The sequence below is a fragment of the Bacillus cereus group sp. MYBK14-1 genome (genome assembly GCF_051916885.1).
GTDB classification, from domain to species: domain Bacteria; phylum Bacillota; class Bacilli; order Bacillales; family Bacillaceae_G; genus Bacillus_A; species Bacillus_A cereus.
In genome coordinates, this window is the sequence record NZ_JBQAHM010000002.1 from 460,633 (window position 1) to 475,597 (window position 14,965).

Here is a 14,965-nt window from a genome sequence, read left to right on the forward strand (position 1 = left end):
TTATACTATATGGTGTATCGCTTCAACGATATCATCAAATGGGAAACTATCCGATCGGCCTTGCTTTAAAAATGTATTTATGCCTTCTACTTTATTTTTACATTCAAAAATATAAGCATTTTCTTCATTTTCTTGAATCGTTCCTAACTTAAAATACAATTCATTTTCTTTATAAATTGATAAAATCTTTCTCATTTCATTTGCAAGTTGCCAATGATGTGGTGAAACGATTTCTTCCATAATCCTACTTACTGAATCTAATACTGAAATTGCAGGATAATGACTAAGCGTTGCAAGCTCACGCTTTAATACGATATGTCCATCTAAAATACCACGTGCTAAATCTGGTACAGGACCATTTAAATCGTCCCCATCAACAAGCACCGTATAAATACCTGTTATAGATCCCTTTTGTGTTTTACCGGACCGCTCTAACAGCTTCTTCATATAACTTTCCATTAATAGTGTTTTACCACCAATCGGTAACTCTTTAACAGCAATATCAACACTTCTTCGTGCATCGGCAAAACGAGTAACAGAGTCCATCATAAGTAATACGTTATTACCTTGATCACGGAAGTATTCAGCAATAGACGTTGCGAGTTTCGCTGCACGAAGTTGCATAAGATGACTTTCATCTGACGTCGCTACAACAACGACGCTTTTTCGCATACCTTCCTCGCCTAACTCTTTTCGAATAAAGTCTTTTACTTCCCGGCCACGTTCTCCTACTAAACTAATAACGTTTATATCAGCTTTTGCATTTTTTGCTATCATTCCAAGTAAAGTAGATTTACCAACACCTGACCCAGCAAAAATACCAATCTTTTGACCGATACCAATTGTTAGCATAGAATCAATTGATTTTATTCCTGTTTCAAATACATCGGTAATCTCTTCACGTTCAAATGCATGTATAGGCGGTGCATCTAGTTTTATTTTCTGTAATGGAATGTTTTCAGCTTTCTCATTTAACACTTCACCATTTGCACTTAACACTTTTCCGAGCAAGTGATTACCACGTGGTACAACAACATCTTCTGAAACTAGTGTCACTGAATCTCCATAACATACTTTTTCTGTCTGTTCAAATGGAAGTAGCATATTATTTTCTTTTTCAATAGCAATCACTTCACATAAGACGTTATGTTCTCCAACGAAGCAAACATCTCCGATCTTCGCTTTCGGCCCTTTTGCTACGAAAAACTGTTCTTGTACACTATGAACTTTGCCTACTTTCGTATACAGCGGTGTTTCAATGAACTTATTCCATTTTTCGTTCTCATTCATTAACAGGCGGCTCATACATTTTGCTCCTCAAATAACTTCTCTTCTTCCCATTTCTGACGAAGTTTCGCAAATATAGGTGCAAATTTAAATTCAAAGAACTCTTTCTCTTCTTCCAGAACAAATTCACCAAACTGCAGGGAGAAATCATATTTCCATTCTACTAATTGTAGTAACCAATATTCTTTCGTATTCTCCTTCTCTTCTTGAATACGTTCAAACGTTTCTGGATGTACTGTAATGATTAATTTTTCAAACGAAGTTGGCAATGTTTGCACGATGCCAGTTAAAATAGGTAGCACATCAAGCAATCGTGAATCTACCGCTTGATTCACGATTTTTTCTGCTAAATGAAATGATTGATCCCATAATAACTCTGTCCATTCATATGCTATTTCTTGTTGTTCTTTTTGAAACTGCACACGCGCTGCTTCCATCTGTTCCATTTGTTCATGAATATGCATTTGAAATTGTTCTTTATCTTGTAATAACTGCTGACGCTCTCGTTCTAGCATTTGCTGCTCTTGCCTTAGCTGATTCATTTCCATATGTAATGATTCTTGCTGGGCGCGAAGCTCTGCATGATCTGCTTGTAATTCTTCCTCTTCTATTTGGACTGAAGCTGGTTTTGGAAATTGTAATTCATACGTTTCTTCAGAAAAAGAAACAGAATTCTTCGGAATTCTGTTTTTAAATAAGGACATCCTCTTCACCTCTTTGAACGATAATTCTTCCTTCTTTCTCTAGCTTTTTCACTGTACCAGTGATCGTTTGCTGCGCTTTTTCAGCATCCGTCATCTTAAGCGGTCCTAAGCCATCTAATTCTTCTAGAATCATCTCTTTACGGTTTGAAGACATACATGTAAATAATTTCTCTTTAATTTCTTCTTTTGCAATTTTAAGTGCTTTCGCAAGAACACCGTTATCTGTAATTTCTTCTAATACACGGCGAAGCGCAAGATCTTCAAGACCAAGTAAGTCTTCAAAGACAAACATATTTTCTTTAATTTTCTCAGATAACTCATAATCGACTTCATCCAGTTTTTGAAAGACTGTTTTTTCAACACCTCGTGAAACATTATTTAAAATGTTTACGATTGTTTTCAAGCCATCAGTTTTATTAATTGCACTAAATGCCATATTATTTAATTTCGTTTTTAACAACTCACCAATTTGATTAATTAATTCACCATCAACTTGTTCTAGTTTCGCAATACCCATTACCGTTTCTACTCGCTTATGATCTGGCAATCTCTCAATTAATTGAGACGCAAGTTGCGGTTTAATATAAGAAGCGATAATTGCAATTGTTTGTGGTGACTCATCATTAAGCACTGTAAGAAGTGGTTCTAAATCTGTAAGTGAATTTAAGAATTCAAATGGATTATCTTTGTTATACCAAAGGTCTTCCAATAATTTTTCCAGTTCGTCTTCTGGCATGTTTTTAAATATACGACGAATATACTCTTTATCTGGAGTGACTAAGTTCAATTCTTTTACATTTAGTTCATATAAGAACTCTCCTAGTACATTCTCTAACGTTTCTGGTTTATATACACGAAACTTCGCAATTTCACGAAGTAATACTTCTTTTTCCTCAGCTGTCATATATTCAATGACTTTTGCTGCCACCCCTTCGTCTAATGTACGAATGAGGATGGCAGCTTTTTCTTTGGAGGAGATTTCATCTAACATCGTTGTTCCTCCCTTACTGTCCGTTTAACCATTTTTTAATTACTTTTGCAGTACCTTCTACATGTTCTTTCGTAGCATCCTGCACTTGTTCATCTAACGTTGGTTCTTTCGGTTCTTCTGGTTCAGGTTTTGGCTCTGGCACTATTTTTTCTTCAGGAATTTCCAAGATACTTTCATTACTTGCAGCAATTTCATCTTCTGCTAAGTATTCTTCATATTCCTCTTCTTCTTTCTTTCTCTTACGTCTTGCTAATAAGAACCATACTAGACCACCGATTGCTAATAAGCCAGCTGTAATTCCACCGAATAACCACCAGTTCATACCACTTTTTTCTGGCTCTTTCTCTTTTTCAGCTTTCGGCTGATCGAACTGAACAGTTACAACGTTAACTTGACCATTTATAAAGTTACCGTTCGGATCAGCTTGAAGTCCTGCCGCTGTTCCAATTGCTTCTTTGAAAGTAGTCATATCAATTCTTCGTTTTACTAACGTATCATTATCTACCCATACAACAACATTTGTTTTCGTTAATTCTGGGTGTTTCTTAATTGTTTCAACTGTTTTATCTATTTCATAGTTTTCGATTTTGTTGCCATTTTTATTATCGTAGACAACTTTACCATTTTGATTATTGTTCGTACCGTAGTTTGGCACTTCACCGTTCGCTGTAATACCAGCACCTTGCTTCGTATCTGCCCCTTCTTGCGCAGTAGAGCTTTCTTCTTGCTCTTGTTTACTACGAAGTACACCTTTATCACCATACTTCTCTGACTGACGTGTAACTTCATCGTAGTTTACAGATACTTTCGTATTCACTTTATATTCATTCGGTTTAAACATCGTCATTAACGTTGCATCAATATCTTGCTTTAATTTACCTTCAAGTTGGTGCTGCATCTCTACTTCTTTCTCATAAGAAGAGGAACTACTAGAATGTGCTTCATCTGCTCCTTTTGAGATAACACCTTTTTTACTATCAATAACACTTACTTCTTCTGCTTTCACACCAGGAACCGCTGCACTAATCATTTGCTGTATACCTGCAACTTGATCAGCTGTTAACAATTGTCCACGTTTCACTCCAACCGTAATCGCCGCTGTTCCTTTCGCTTTTTCTTCATCAAAAATTGTCTCTTTTTCAGGCAATGTAATTTGAACATTTGCCGTTTCAACTGTCGCAAAGTTTCTTACAATATCTTGTTCCAATTGCTTCTTCGTACCGACAATTTGCTTCATTTTTTTATCTTGTTCACTTGAACCGAGAGAGCTTTCTAATAAAATTTCTTCACCGCTTTTCGAATTAAACGGTAAGCCCATCCCATTCATTTCTTTTCGAACCCATGGAGCATCATTCTTTTGCACACGAATTGAACCATCGGCCGCTAATTGGTAATCGACACCTAACTTCGATAATTCTGCTGTAATCTCTTGTTTATCTGCATCATTTAAATTTTGATATACAACAACATATTTATCTGGCAAGGTGAAGTATAAAAGTGCTCCTGTTACAATCGCTAAAAGCGCAGCACCGATTACTAACTTATGCCACGTTTTTAACGATTGGATAACATTTTTCATCTTTTCCATTTAAACACACCCGTCCACTTTCCTAAATTTGCATATTAATTAGTGACTTATAATTTTCAATAAGATTATCACGTACGAGAGCAGCCGTTTTCATTTGAGACTCAGCTTTCTTTTGCTGAATTAAAACGTCATGTGTTTCTCCTACCCCTTTAGTTAGTAAATCATATACTGCTGTTTGCGCATTGTTTTGCGTTTGATTCATATCTTCCAATAAATCAATAAACTTTTTCTCCGGAGCTACCGATGTTTGAGAAGTTTTCGGTGCACCAATTGACTGAATTGCTCCAAATGGTTGTGTATGTAACATTGGTTGAATTTTCATATTACGATTTTCCCCCTTATCCTCGGCCGATTTCTAAATCTTTATCAAGCATTTTTTTATTCGCATTTAATACACTCGTATTCGCTTCATACATTTTTTGAGCAACCATTACATTCGTCATTTCAGCAGTTACATCAATATTTGGATAACGTACATATCCTTCTTCATTTGCGTGCGGATGCGTCGGATCATACACTAAATTTTCCGTTTTGTCTGCTTCAATACTTTTTATTTTTACTCCATTAGTAGGAGCCCCATCTAACATACTTGCAAAACTATTGTTTGATTCTAACACCACACTACGACGCTCATATAAATCTGCCCCCGGAGCCGCCGTCGTATTTGCATTTACAATATTGTTAGAAGTAACTTCCATCCACTTTCTCGCTGTCGTTAGCCCTGAGCCACTTGCATTAATTGCCTGAAACATCCGTTGTCTCTCCTTCTACTTTTAACGTCCGCGTGCCGCTTGGTTAATTGCATATTGTGTATTAATTGCGTTTATTGAAATACCGTATAACTGATTTGCTTTCATTAAATCTAGCATTTCTGTCGTTACATCCACACTATTTCCGTCTTTATTCGTTTGCATTGATTTTGTTTGAATCTTTGCATATGTATTTTTCGTATTTACTGTCGGTAAGTGCATTTCATTCGTTTGATATAAATCTGGATTGCTCTTTAAATCAGCCGCATTATTTTTATATAAGGCACTACTTTTATTCATCTGCTCAGCAAATGTTACATCTTGTGCTTTATAGCCAGGTGTATTCGCATTTGCAATATTACTAGAAACAGTATTTCGTTTCGTCACTAAATAATTCATATAATGGCTTACATCACTCACTAAATCTGGCATATTCCACACCCTTCCTTTTCTAACGTAATGATCCACTGATAGAAGTTTCACTTCATTATTTATTTTCTTATATGCGTTTATTAAAATATTTACTATTATGTACCCTTACATATTTTATTCCATTTTTTCATTGTTGTCTTTAGAAAAATACAAAAATATAAAAAAGAATGCAAAAAACTGTATACACATAGTAATCTATAGAACATTTCAATATATAAACTACAAACTAAAGTCCATTTTTCTATTATTTAGATTACTATTATTTTTTCATCACAGTCATAAAATGAAACCTCAATCAGCGGAGTTCTTTATGTAAACGAAGGAATAGACCCCCTTTTAAAAGGGGAATCTGTTTCCAAACGTTATTATTAATATTTACCGTAAAATGAATTAGCCTTCATTCGCCCATCATTTGTCATAATCATTTCTTCCAAAATCTTTTGCTTATCCCGAATATGCTGAGCTGCCTTAATAATGAACGGGCTTACTTCTGCTGCAACTTGCGCACGCGTTTCTTCATCCAATGTCATCATCCAGCGATTTAACATCTCACTCTTCTCAGCAAACTCTCTGTCTGACACTTGCAATTCACCGATTTCATTAAAACAGCTGACAAACGTCCGATAAATATCATTGTTCATTTTCAAGTGCTCCGCGGTAACCGTCTATTAAATCTTGTAACACTTTCACAATTGCATCAATATCTTTCGCTTCACGAGTTACTTTCATCGTTTGAATTTGAATGCTAATCCAATCATATAAACCATAGAGACTATCATATAAATCTTTCGTAATTTCAGGATTTAATTGAAGTTTTAGTTCTTCAAAAATACGTTCTAATTTTTCAAGAAGTGCGTCCCCTTCTTGTAGTTTAAAAGTATGTAAAAGTTCTTCTAAATTACGAAACTCTACAATACATCTTTCATAAATAAAAATTGTATTTTTAATCGGATTACTCGTCATAATATCATTTTGCATATAACGTTGCCATGCTTGCATACGATCACTTCCTCAACTTTCATTAATCATCACTTTTTTGTTTTGTCATTGCTTTAATTGTTTTTAGTTGGCTATCAAGCGCCGCCAATGTACTCTCTAGCTTTTGATACTTCTTCACAATTTCATCTTGCTTTTGCAAGTTTTGCGTCTCAATATCTTTAATCTTTTTATCTAAATCACTTACACGTGAGTCAATGTTTTTAACTCTCTCGCCGACCACACCTTTATCACCGAATAGTTTATCAAGCGGTTCTTCCATCATTTTTCCTAAACCGTTAGAACTAAAGAAAAATTGCTTCGCTGCATCGGGTTTTTCTTTTAATGCTTGTGTTAATTTTTCATCATTAACTTCCATCGTTCCATCTTGCTTTAATTGAATACCAAATGTGAATAAATAATTGCCATCTTGAGAAAATGTTACGACATTGTTCATTGCCTGACGTACACTTTGCATAATAGCTTGACCTTGGAAAGCTCCACCTTTTCCAGCAAAGATATCTACTGTAGAAACAGCTTTATTATAATCAGCTACCATTTTTTTAATAACATTCGATGCATCTGTTACGTTTGAATCACTTACTGTAAATTTCAGATCTATACCTTTTGCTTTTGGATCTGTTGTTGTACCAGCATCTGGCGCTCCTTCTACTTTCGGCTCAGTTACCTTTAACAACTCAATTTTCACACCAGGAAGAGCTTCAATTGTATTAGTAGAACCTTCCCCTTTGATACCATTAATAGTATACATAGCATTTTGTGCTTCATTGATTGTATTGAGCGCTGTGCCATCCGCCTTAGCTAAACCCATATCTTGAAATAGTGTAGATGTGTTCGCCTCAAACTTAATCTGTCCATCTGTTCCCTCTTTTTTCGAGGTCATGAAAATTTTATTTCCAAGTGTATAAGCTGATACGCCATAATCTCCATCATTAATCTTATTAATTAAATCTTTATATGTCATATCAGTTGTTACTTTTAGTTCTTTACCACCTAGTTTTAATGTTTCATCTTTAGGAAGCTTTGCATTTATATCTTTAATTTCATTTGAAGCTATTTGATGACGCTGTGCAAGCTGTGTAATCGTCATATTAAAAGTTCCTGCAATCGCACCACCATCAGCTTTTACATTAATATAACCGTCTTGTGTTGTCGTTACTTTTTTCTCATTTCCTTTAAAAGCCGCTAAGTTTTTAAAAGTTTGTGTAAAAGAACTAAATTCTGATTTTAAACTTGTATATAGTAGTTTATCATTTGTAAGGTCATTCTTTTCTTTCGTATATGGTGTTTTCCTCATATCTAAAGCATTCATTTCTAATTCGACGAAGTTAGAAGTATCGATCATATTATTTCCGAGGTTCCAAATTTGTTGTCTACCACCAATACCTGTCATCGTTGTTCCTGCCATTTTTCTCACTCCTTATAGATTACATGTAGTCTAAAATACTCGTTTTACTCATCGTACTAACCGCTTTAAGCGTCGCTTCATACGTTGCATTTATATATGCCAAGTCAGAAATTGCGACCGCTAAATCAACATCCTCAATTTCTTTACGGTTTTCTTGAAGCGCTAAATTTTGCTCACTTAAAATTGTTTTAAACGTCTCCATTGTGTTCATTGTTGAACCAACTTCAGTTGTACGGTTAATGATGCCATCTAAGTTTTTCTTATTTTCTCCTAATAACGGTTGTAACGCTTTTTGGTCACCTTTTTGCATCGCTTCGCTCATCTGTTTTAACGTTTTTATAACCGGGGATAATAATGCTTCTCCGTTACGAAATGCCTTTAATTCATAACCATCATTTAATTGCCAGTTCACATCATTTTTTCCGCCCTGGTACGTACCATCTTCTGTAAATGGTGACTTTTCTGCACTATCACCACCGAAAATATAACGACCTTGCTCTTTCGTATTCGCTAAATATACAACTTGTTTTAAAATTTGATCAATCTCTGCACCGATGGCTTTCAATTCTTTTTCACCATTTGGCTCATTTAATGCTTGTACCGTTAATTGATCTGCTCTCGTTAAAGATTTAAAAATACCTTGTAAAGTATTCTCAGTTTGTGTTAATACATTTTTTGAGTCAGCTAAATCTTTTTGCATTTGTTCAATATTCGCCAATGAATGTTGAATCGCAAATGATTTACTCGCTGCAAGTGGATCTTCACTCATAAGAAGATTTTTCTTCCCTGAAGTTACTTGGTTTCTATGGTATTGTTGTTGCACATTCAAATCCATTAACTGATTCTTTGCCCAGTTTGCATTTTGAAATGTAGATACTCTCATTTCTATCTCCTCCTTATATATTTCCAATCAATTATTATCACTTATCGAATAATCGAAAATAGACTATCAAACACTTCATTCATCGTAGTAATAGCTTTAGAGTTTGCGACGAAATATTTTTGGAAGGCCATTAAATTTACCATTTCCTCTTCCATATTTACACCTTCAACGCTCATTTTTTCTTGTTGAATACCTTCTAGTAAGTCGCCATGAATTTTTTGATAACCATTTACTGCACTTTTATCAGATGCAACACGAACTATAAATTGGTCTAATGCTTGTTTATAAGAAAGACCTTCTTTATAATCGTCATCTGTAACTGCTGCTAGTTTATTTGCTGTTTCAGCAGACATTTTCATTTTCGAAACATCTTTTTGGAATTCTGGATTTAACTTCATATCCTTCGCATAATCTCCAACGAAGAAATCTTTTCCCATCACTGTATTTACTTGATTTTTCATCGAACTCATTAAGTCTTCGAGATTTTTTTTATAATTAACAATCTTCGCTTTCGTATCAATCGCTGATTTTATCGCCCCGCTAGTTACAGAGATCTCTGAACCGTAAATCTCAACTGACATTGGGTCTTTTTCTTTATTTAATTGAAGTGGATATGTATCTTGTCCATTTACTGTTAAAATACCATTCATTCTAACACTCGCGATATTAGGATTCATAGATTCATAAGATACTTCGATGTTTGCATACTTAGACATCTCTGTAACGATGCGATCTCGTTCGTCTAAAAGTTGATTCGGCACTTGTGTACCTGCTTGTCCAATTTTATGATTCGCTTCTGCTAAACTAGCAGCAAGACGATTAAATTCATTAACATGCGCCTCAATATCTTCTGCTGTCTGTGCTTCCACTGTATCTAAGTTTTTCGCAAGACGATTCACTTGACTTGTGAACTTCCCAGTTTCAGAAATTAATGTATCGTAGTAGTTTGGTTGTTCTGGATTTTTTGCCACTTCACGAAAGGCATTAAAGAAACCGTCCATTAAACTAGATAATGAATTCTTTCCTGTCGTTCCAACCATAGACTCTACACGTGATAAAGTCGAATTCATGTAGTTATAGTAAGAGAGTTGAGATAATTGATCATTAAACTGCTTCGTCTTTACCTCATCAGTAATACGGTCAACACCTAGCGTTTGTACACCGTAACCAATCCTCTGTTCTGGCGTATGACCATTGCTTGCTCCAACAGATCCGTAATTCACCATTTGACGCACATAACCCGGTGTATGAATGTTAGACAAGTTTTGTTTCGTTGTTTGTAACCCCATTTGAGCCGCTAACATACCCGATAGCGGTGTATTATAATCAGATAATCTCATAAAGCTTCACTTCTCCTTTACAATAGTTCGTTCATAAAGATTTGCGAATTATTGTTTCGCTCTAAGTTGTATTCAGAAACAGAATCCACAATACTTTCTGTAGTTTTTAATAGTACGTTTAAGTAATATTGATTTTTCAAAAGAATCATTTTTACATTCTCTTCTAATTCAGTTACGTTTTTTTGTAATTCTTCCATTTTTTCAATTTCTTCTTGAGAAAAATACGAAAATAACGCACTTACACGAAACGATTCAACTCCTTGTTCTTTACAGAACTGAACAACCATTTCTTCAAATGAGCTTGATAACCCTTTTAAACCATCAATGTACTGCAATTGCTCTACTTGTAACTTTTGAACTGCATTTACATTTTTATTTTTTAAATTCTCATATATTTGCTCTCCAAGCGCTTGAATATTTTCATACGCTTTTTGTATAATAACAAGCTTTTCATATAATTGTATGTACATATAGCTTCCTTCCTTTTACAAGACTAAATTTACAATTAAGCCATGGATTTCTCCAATTTGATTTAACATTTCTAAATGTCCTGTTTTCGTATTAATTAAATTCATAACATCTTCTAATTCATTCAATCCCATTTCTGCCTGTTTCACAATCGTCATTTTCTGTGAATATCCGTAACGCGGGTGACGAGACATGACATCTTTATACTGCAATACATTATCAACGTAAAAATTCAAAAATGATTTTACTGTATTTTTGTATTCCATTACATTATCAAGCGTTAATTCCATTTCAATTTTCTCTTTAATTTCTCCAATATTATCGACAAACGCTTCCATTTGTTCTAGTAATTTATCTTTTTTCGGATCTGCATGCAAATTATCCGAAAATGCAAGTCCTGTCCTGACATTTGCTTCTTTCGGCATTTGAGTAGCAGGCGGTATATGCGATAAAATTGGATTATGCGAGATAGAACGTAGCATATATATCACCTATTTATTTTTTTATTTCTTCCTAAACTTAATCGTAAAATCCAGTTATTTATAATTATACTCTGAACAGTAATATTTTGCAGTTATTTTTTATAAAAGATATGTTACAATTTAGCATGAGGTGGCACAATTCTATGAATATTTTCCTTTGTGGTTCAAATCAATTAACAGCATTAGATCAAGAAGAAATTAAAAAATTTTTAACTGACTATGCTCACAAACATAAAATTTACATATTATGTTATAAATCTATTGAAAATGAGGTTCTTCGTTTTTTCGTTGAGAATGAAAGACTCGCTCAAAATTTATGCCTTTACACGCTGCAACCATTGCAAGCAATTACAGATGAATTTCAAGAAGTCGTTGATTACTTAAAAAAACACGGAGCCGAATATGTTGCTTTTGATCATCCTTCTGACTCCATTTACCGATCAGATTATATGTTTTTTGTTAAACAAATTATTGAAGACACTGATTTAGTTCTCTGTTTTTATAATGGGGACAAACATACATCTGTCATCCCTGTCGATGTTGCAAAAGAAGCAGGTATTGATGCTGTCATTTATGATTTACCAGGATTACATGAAAAGCAAATGAAAAAAAGCTTTGAACAAAAAATTCGTATGATGTAAAGGGGGAGGCACAATATCATTATTGTGCCCATTGTAAATATGATAATTGAACAAGATTATGATCATTTTATCGCGAGTTTTAAACAACAATTCAATATGGACATCGCTTCATATAAACAAGATAGAATGCGCCGTAGAATCGATGCTTTCATTTCGAGAAAAGGCTTCGAAAACTACACTAATTTTTTAAACAAATTACGCGCTGATCAAAATTTATTTTTAAATTTTATTGACTATATTACAATTAACGTTTCAGAGTTTTTTAGAAATAAAGAACGATGGCAAACTTTAGAGTCGAAAGCACTACCAAAATTACTCGAACAAAATAGCGGAAAATTAAAGGTATGGAGTGCCGCTTGCGCTGCTGGTGAAGAACCGTATACACTCTCTTTAATTTTATCGAAGCATCTTGCTCCATTTCGTTTTGAAATTCAAGCAACAGATCTTGATTTTCATATTTTAGAAACCGCAAAACGCGGTCAATATACAGAACGTTCGTTAAAGGAATTACCTAATGATTTGAAAGAACGTCATTTCACAAAAGAGAATGATCTATATTCATTGCATCAAAACATTAAACAAAACGTCTCGTTTAAACAACATGACCTTTTAATGCAGTCATTCGATACAAATTATGATTTGATTATTTGTCGCAATGTAATGATATATTTCACAGAAGAAGCAAGAGTAAAACTTTACGAAAAATTTAGTCGTTCTTTACGAAAAGGCGGTGTACTATTTGTTGGTAGTACGGAACAAATTTTAACACCCGAGCGTTACAATCTTCAGCGATTTGATACATTCTTCTACGAAAAAATATAAAAGAGGTCGTCACAATGGAGTGACGACCTTTTTACATAACTCGAATTAAAATAATACCGACAATCCATATAAAGAGAAAAAGAAGCGTCATAGACCATTTATGTTCTTGCATCGTTTGTTTCAATGCCTGTGATAATTGTGTCATGTTCATTTCCGCAAGCGCTCTCCATACACTTACATCCCGATCTTTAGCAATGCGGTCTGTAACACTAATTAAAATCGTTTCGTTAGACAATTTCGTTATATAAGCAGTAATAACCGTTACCATCAAATTTATATTTCCTTCTGAAGAATCACTTTCCACTCTAGAGATAAGTGCACTCACATCTAGTAACGGAATATGTACTTTTCTACCAAATGATAGTTGTACTTCAGCGAAATCATATGTTCCATCTAACAAAGGAAGTTCTTTTATATGAGCCTGCTTAACAAGCCCTTGTAGGCTTCTAATTACTTGTTCAAATATTTTTTCTGTTTGCTTACCTTCTCCAGATAACGTATGTAACTTTTTAAAAAGTTGTAACACTGTATCCATCTCTTTAGAAAGCATTTCCTTCATAATCTTTCCATCACTTAAACTTGCAAGTAAAATACCTATTTCATTATTTTTCGAAATAATTTTAGACTGTCCAGTAAACACTAAATTGCTACGCTTTCGTTCTTTCTGGATTTCATGCTCCGAAATAGCTGCAGGCTGTTTTAATGGTTGTAACGCCTTATCTTCAATTGTCGTACGTTTAATCTCCATTTAAGCGCCTCCACTACTATGAAATAATTAGCCCCATTCTTTATTACTCTTTAAAACTAAAAACAGTACGAATAAACCTGACATGATAGTAAACACATCAGAAGCTTGCACTCCCTGTTCACCTTTTTCTTCTTTCTTGTCTTTCGGTTCTTCTTTTTGTTCTTTCTTTTTAGAGGCAACTTGTTTGTTATTTTTCTCTTTTTGGTCCTTCGCCTTATGTACTTCCTTGTTGTCTTCGAACGGCTCTTTTATAACGTAAGTAAATTCCTCTTTCTCTTCCAACGGTTCTTTTATAAACTTATTTACTTTCTCATCTCGCTTCGGAATTTGAACAACTGGCAAATTTTCTTCTGGAACCGGGTTTTTGACTTTGGAATCTTCTTGCTTCTCATTTTCTTTCTTATCTTCTAATTCATTTTCTAGTTTATTATCTAATTTATCTTCTTTCTCTTCTATCTTTTTATCATCTTCATTTTTTGGCACCAAAACAGAAATGGTATATTCACTTTCCTCAACAAGTTTATTACCTGCTGCATCTATTATCTCTACAAGTAATTCGTATGGCCCAGCCGGCAATGCTTCTGTTATTTCAAATACTTTTTGCCAATCCATATCATGCTTGTTGTAGTCTAATAAAAACGAAAGCTCTTTATTTTCTTTCCCTTTTAATGTAACGCGCACTTCTTTTACAACCGATTCTATATCTGATGCTTTTACTCGTATATGTATAGAATCTCCCTGTTTTCGTTCAACTAAGTTCTCTTTTACTTCATCAATAGTAACTTTCTGTAACTTTGGCAATTCTTTATCTATAGTTGGCGTTTCATTTTTAATACGAATGAGCGGGACTTTCACTTCATTTTTTATGAGCTCTTCTTTCTCATTCTCTTTGTAACTTTGAACGAGCTGAAGATTCCAATCACCTTGCAAATCAAAATCCCCTGCTTTATAGTTAGCAACCCAGCTCTTCGTTTCTTCATCATACTCAAAAGATAACATTCTTTCTTGCGCATATTGCTCCCCATTTTTTTGTAACTGCAATATACCTTTCATACTTTGAATGTTTTTCCCATTTGGTTCTACAGCAATTCGCACCTCTTCGCCAACTTTAAGCTCCGGCTTATTTACTGTAATAATTCCCTGTTCTGTTTCTATCTTTCTTTCACTCAATTGTTTATTTACTACTTCTTGTTGTTCTGCTTCTTTTTGTTTCTCTTCATCTTGCTTCGTTTCCACTTGCTCTGACGATTCTTGAGATTCCTTATTTTCTTCTTGTACATTCACTTCATTTATTTTTTGATCTGACTCAATTTGTTCCTCAGCCTGACTTTGCAAGGGGAAGAACAAGCATACATGTATGCATAGCCAACTCATTAGAAAAAACTTTACGTTTTTCATCTACTAGTTCAAACTCCTATTTCAATGC

The 14,965-nt window shown here is 34.3% G+C and carries 18 protein-coding genes; 2 read left to right on the plus strand and 16 right to left on the minus strand.

The window, feature by feature from the left end; translation table 11 throughout:
- The 14 genes from fliI to ACTFR3_RS08415 all read right to left on the minus strand — a co-directional run bounded on the left by fliI (position 1) and on the right by ACTFR3_RS08415 (position 11,328).
- Positions 1-1,305 (minus strand): flagellar protein export ATPase FliI, encoded by a 1,305-nt coding sequence (gene fliI, locus ACTFR3_RS08350; RefSeq protein WP_017672970.1) that lies wholly within the window; start codon positions 1,303-1,305, stop codon positions 1-3.
- Positions 1,302-1,991 (minus strand): FliH/SctL family protein, encoded by a 690-nt coding sequence (locus ACTFR3_RS08355; protein WP_000051695.1) that lies wholly within the window; start codon positions 1,989-1,991, stop codon positions 1,302-1,304. The genes fliI and ACTFR3_RS08355 overlap by 4 nt, the downstream gene beginning before the upstream one ends.
- Positions 1,978-2,982, minus strand: coding sequence for a flagellar motor switch protein FliG (fliG, locus tag ACTFR3_RS08360; protein ID WP_000883356.1), 1,005 nt, complete (start codon positions 2,980-2,982; stop codon positions 1,978-1,980). Before fliG ends, ACTFR3_RS08355 begins: the two co-directional genes overlap by 14 nt.
- A gap of 13 nt (positions 2,983-2,995) precedes the next feature.
- Positions 2,996-4,570 (minus strand): flagellar M-ring protein FliF C-terminal domain-containing protein, encoded by a 1,575-nt coding sequence (locus ACTFR3_RS08365; protein WP_000413931.1) that lies wholly within the window; start codon positions 4,568-4,570, stop codon positions 2,996-2,998.
- Between the two features lie 22 nt (positions 4,571-4,592).
- Complete coding sequence (gene fliE / locus ACTFR3_RS08370; protein WP_000701670.1) at positions 4,593-4,892, minus strand: flagellar hook-basal body complex protein FliE; 300 nt, start codon at positions 4,890-4,892, stop codon at positions 4,593-4,595.
- A gap of 16 nt (positions 4,893-4,908) precedes the next feature.
- Positions 4,909-5,322 (minus strand): flagellar basal body rod protein FlgC, encoded by a 414-nt coding sequence (gene flgC, locus ACTFR3_RS08375; RefSeq protein WP_000484680.1) that lies wholly within the window; start codon positions 5,320-5,322, stop codon positions 4,909-4,911.
- A gap of 21 nt (positions 5,323-5,343) precedes the next feature.
- A complete protein-coding gene (gene flgB, locus ACTFR3_RS08380; protein ID WP_370445031.1) occupies positions 5,344-5,802 on the minus strand; it encodes a flagellar basal body rod protein FlgB in 459 nt (152 codons plus the stop codon).
- Positions 5,803-6,119: 317 nt separating this feature from the next.
- The gene (locus ACTFR3_RS08385; protein ID WP_001058088.1) at positions 6,120-6,392 is read right to left on the minus strand and encodes a hypothetical protein; all 273 of its coding nucleotides are present in this window, start codon (positions 6,390-6,392) and stop codon (positions 6,120-6,122) included.
- Positions 6,382-6,750, minus strand: coding sequence for a flagellar export chaperone FliS (locus ACTFR3_RS08390; protein ID WP_001149516.1), 369 nt, complete (start codon positions 6,748-6,750; stop codon positions 6,382-6,384). The genes ACTFR3_RS08385 and ACTFR3_RS08390 overlap by 11 nt, the downstream gene beginning before the upstream one ends.
- A 22-nt stretch (positions 6,751-6,772) precedes the next feature.
- Entirely contained in the window at positions 6,773-8,155 is a 1,383-nt protein-coding gene (locus ACTFR3_RS08395; protein ID WP_059303962.1) for a flagellar hook-associated protein 2, read from the minus strand.
- A 19-nt stretch (positions 8,156-8,174) separates the two neighbouring features.
- The gene (locus ACTFR3_RS08400; protein ID WP_001266403.1) at positions 8,175-9,038 is read right to left on the minus strand and encodes a flagellar hook-associated protein 3; all 864 of its coding nucleotides are present in this window, start codon (positions 9,036-9,038) and stop codon (positions 8,175-8,177) included.
- A 41-nt stretch (positions 9,039-9,079) separates the two neighbouring features.
- The gene (gene flgK / locus ACTFR3_RS08405; RefSeq protein WP_414764423.1) at positions 9,080-10,378 is read right to left on the minus strand and encodes a flagellar hook-associated protein FlgK; all 1,299 of its coding nucleotides are present in this window, start codon (positions 10,376-10,378) and stop codon (positions 9,080-9,082) included.
- Positions 10,379-10,395: 17 nt separating this feature from the next.
- Complete coding sequence (locus ACTFR3_RS08410) at positions 10,396-10,848, minus strand: hypothetical protein (protein WP_000275878.1); 453 nt, start codon at positions 10,846-10,848, stop codon at positions 10,396-10,398.
- 15 nt (positions 10,849-10,863) lie between these two features.
- Complete coding sequence (locus ACTFR3_RS08415) at positions 10,864-11,328, minus strand: YaaR family protein (RefSeq protein WP_000946323.1); 465 nt, start codon at positions 11,326-11,328, stop codon at positions 10,864-10,866.
- Positions 11,329-11,471: 143 nt separating this feature from the next.
- Here ACTFR3_RS08415 and ACTFR3_RS08420 point away from each other — a divergent pair, with 143 nt between their 5' ends.
- Together ACTFR3_RS08420 and cheR are read left to right on the plus strand one after the other, a co-directional pair.
- A complete protein-coding gene (locus tag ACTFR3_RS08420; protein WP_001020110.1) occupies positions 11,472-11,969 on the plus strand; it encodes a flagellar motor switch protein FliG in 498 nt (165 codons plus the stop codon).
- A gap of 39 nt (positions 11,970-12,008) precedes the next feature.
- Entirely contained in the window at positions 12,009-12,791 is a 783-nt protein-coding gene (cheR, locus tag ACTFR3_RS08425) for a protein-glutamate O-methyltransferase CheR (RefSeq protein ID WP_000582876.1), read from the plus strand.
- 31 nt (positions 12,792-12,822) lie between these two features.
- Here the strand turns inward: cheR and ACTFR3_RS08430 are convergent, their stop codons facing one another.
- Complete coding sequence (locus ACTFR3_RS08430; RefSeq protein ID WP_000403950.1) at positions 12,823-13,539, minus strand: hypothetical protein; 717 nt, start codon at positions 13,537-13,539, stop codon at positions 12,823-12,825.
- A gap of 27 nt (positions 13,540-13,566) precedes the next feature.
- The gene (locus ACTFR3_RS08435; RefSeq protein WP_071739876.1) at positions 13,567-14,937 is read right to left on the minus strand and encodes a transglycosylase; all 1,371 of its coding nucleotides are present in this window, start codon (positions 14,935-14,937) and stop codon (positions 13,567-13,569) included.
- Positions 14,938-14,965 lie beyond the last annotated feature (28 nt).

What these genes read in the sequence shown, in the direction of transcription:
- cheR (WP_000582876.1), top strand. Translation starts at nt 12,009, where the DNA reads ATGATAATTGAACAAGATTATGATCATTTTATCGCGAGTTTTAAACAA.
- ACTFR3_RS08385 (WP_001058088.1), bottom strand. Translation starts at nt 6,392, where the DNA reads ATGAACAATGATATTTATCGGACGTTTGTCAGCTGTTTTAATGAAATC.
- fliG (WP_000883356.1), bottom strand. Translation starts at nt 2,982, where the DNA reads ATGTTAGATGAAATCTCCTCCAAAGAAAAAGCTGCCATCCTCATTCGT.
- ACTFR3_RS08420 (WP_001020110.1), top strand. Translation starts at nt 11,472, where the DNA reads ATGAATATTTTCCTTTGTGGTTCAAATCAATTAACAGCATTAGATCAA.
- ACTFR3_RS08430 (WP_000403950.1), bottom strand. Translation starts at nt 13,539, where the DNA reads ATGGAGATTAAACGTACGACAATTGAAGATAAGGCGTTACAACCATTA.
- ACTFR3_RS08355 (WP_000051695.1), bottom strand. Translation starts at nt 1,991, where the DNA reads ATGTCCTTATTTAAAAACAGAATTCCGAAGAATTCTGTTTCTTTTTCT.
- ACTFR3_RS08400 (WP_001266403.1), bottom strand. Translation starts at nt 9,038, where the DNA reads ATGAGAGTATCTACATTTCAAAATGCAAACTGGGCAAAGAATCAGTTA.
- ACTFR3_RS08365 (WP_000413931.1), bottom strand. Translation starts at nt 4,570, where the DNA reads ATGGAAAAGATGAAAAATGTTATCCAATCGTTAAAAACGTGGCATAAG.
- fliE (WP_000701670.1), bottom strand. Translation starts at nt 4,892, where the DNA reads ATGAAAATTCAACCAATGTTACATACACAACCATTTGGAGCAATTCAG.
- ACTFR3_RS08390 (WP_001149516.1), bottom strand. Translation starts at nt 6,750, where the DNA reads ATGCAAGCATGGCAACGTTATATGCAAAATGATATTATGACGAGTAAT.
- ACTFR3_RS08435 (WP_071739876.1), bottom strand. Translation starts at nt 14,937, where the DNA reads ATGAAAAACGTAAAGTTTTTTCTAATGAGTTGGCTATGCATACATGTA.
- ACTFR3_RS08410 (WP_000275878.1), bottom strand. Translation starts at nt 10,848, where the DNA reads ATGTACATACAATTATATGAAAAGCTTGTTATTATACAAAAAGCGTAT.
- ACTFR3_RS08395 (WP_059303962.1), bottom strand. Translation starts at nt 8,155, where the DNA reads ATGGCAGGAACAACGATGACAGGTATTGGTGGTAGACAACAAATTTGG.
- ACTFR3_RS08415 (WP_000946323.1), bottom strand. Translation starts at nt 11,328, where the DNA reads ATGCTACGTTCTATCTCGCATAATCCAATTTTATCGCATATACCGCCT.
- fliI (WP_017672970.1), bottom strand. Translation starts at nt 1,305, where the DNA reads ATGAGCCGCCTGTTAATGAATGAGAACGAAAAATGGAATAAGTTCATT.
- flgK (WP_414764423.1), bottom strand. Translation starts at nt 10,378, where the DNA reads ATGAGATTATCTGATTATAATACACCGCTATCGGGTATGTTAGCGGCT.
- flgC (WP_000484680.1), bottom strand. Translation starts at nt 5,322, where the DNA reads ATGTTTCAGGCAATTAATGCAAGTGGCTCAGGGCTAACGACAGCGAGA.